Source organism: uncultured Agitococcus sp., from assembly GCF_937920075.1.
Taxonomy (GTDB): Bacteria; Pseudomonadota; Gammaproteobacteria; order Pseudomonadales; family Moraxellaceae; genus Agitococcus.
In genome coordinates this window covers 1-1,562 of sequence record NZ_CALETI010000245.1, presented here as the reverse complement: position 1 = coordinate 1,562, position 1,562 = coordinate 1, and the positions used below count along the sequence as shown (strand labels likewise).

At 44.8% G+C, this 1,562-nt stretch carries 1 protein-coding gene and 1 pseudogene; both read right to left on the bottom strand.

The window, feature by feature from the left end; all coding sequences use genetic code 11:
- Positions 1 to 184, bottom strand: a 184-nt coding sequence (locus Q0212_RS08575; RefSeq protein ID WP_297924530.1) for a hypothetical protein, incomplete at its 3' end; no start/stop codon positions are given.
- Positions 181 to 1,562 (bottom strand): annotated as a pseudogene (locus Q0212_RS08570) (hypothetical protein); the annotation flags it as partial. The pseudogene Q0212_RS08570 and the gene Q0212_RS08575, both read right to left, overlap by 4 nt.

The following is a 1,562-nucleotide window of genomic DNA, read 5'->3' as shown; positions in this document are numbered from 1 at the left end:
ATGTGGCGGTAAAATAGTGGTAGCCACTGGCAGGTGTTGGCGACCAAAAAGACGTGGTGTACCAGTCAAAACAGTTTTGTACGCTGTAGCCCACTTGTTGACTGGTAGCTACTACACTGGCAAGCAATGGCGAAGTAAGCGCATTGTCATAGCAAATAATGGCTTTGTTGGCTGTTGCTGTCATGCTGGTATAAACCGTAAGTTGTTAAGCTGTTTACCATCACCCATTGCTTCATCAATAAAATCAAGCATTTTACGGCCTGTTAATATGGCATCCTCAGGTATGCGAACGTAGGTTACTTGTGGTGTGCCTTGTTCAGCACGTTGATCCGCTTGGCTTGTGGGTGATGATGAAGAAGGTAAGGCAGGAGGCGCGCCGCCTGTGACCGCAGCCCCACCACTACCACCACTTAACACGCCTTGAGCCATTGAACCACCAAAAGCGATAGCCGCAGCAGCCGCAGCAACACCCAAAGCAGGGCCTACGAATGGAATGGGTGATAAGGCGGCATAAGCACCTACAGCAGCACGATAAGTATTTACGCCAATTTCATATAAAGCCTGTGCTTTTTGGATTGCTTGAGCAGCTTTTGCGGCTTTGCCTTGGCCCTGTGCCATTTGTGATAAGCCTTGGTTAAAAAAGCCTACGGTTGCTTGCATTTGGGCTTTGCGTGCTTCTAGTTCTTTGTCACCGTTGGTGATTACGGCATTAACACGATCTAAGTCACCTTGAATGAAGGCAGCAATAAAATCATTTTGTGCATTAAGTTTGTAAACATTGGCTGCATCCATTGCGACCATTTCATTATCTAAAAATTCTTCCCATTGCGCCCCAGCAATAACTTGTGCAGCATCTAATTCAACCAACATACTGTCAATCATGTCGCCAAACTGGGCGGCTGCTACTTCTTCTTGTGCGTTAAAATCAAAAATAGATAAGTTTTCAGCATTAACTATGCCTTGATATTCATCTTGAGCCAGTTGTAATCCGCCATATTGAAAATTATCTGTGCTTTTTTCGGCTTTTTTATTGCCTTGTGCGGCTCTTAATGCAGCTAATTCTTGCTCAATTTTGAGTGTATTAGCGGCTTTAGCGGCTGCATCGGCTTGAACATCAGCCGATTCTGTCGCTTTTTTGGCAGAATCTTGCCACATATCACCTAAAGCCAACATATCAGCCTTGGCTTTTTCTTTGGCTGACGTATCTGCCCAAATCGCCTTGGCCTGTGCAATATTGCCCGAAGCAACACTGACAGCCATTGCAGCAAATTTACCAATCAATTCACCAAACAAATTCAAATCAATAGCAGCAATTTTAAAGCCTGTGTACATGACTTTAATTGTATTAGATAAAACCCATGCCGCGCCTTCCATGATTTTTGTGTCTTGTGCACCCTTTAGCATATTTTCGCTAATTTCACCCAGCACTGGTGCTAATTGCACAGCCATCACGCGCCATGTGCCAGTTGCGGCAAAACTTAACTTGTCTAATGAGTCGTTTATTTGGCCAGCCGCATTAGACGCATCAGTGCTAACAACAAGGTTAAATTTTTCGGCTTCGG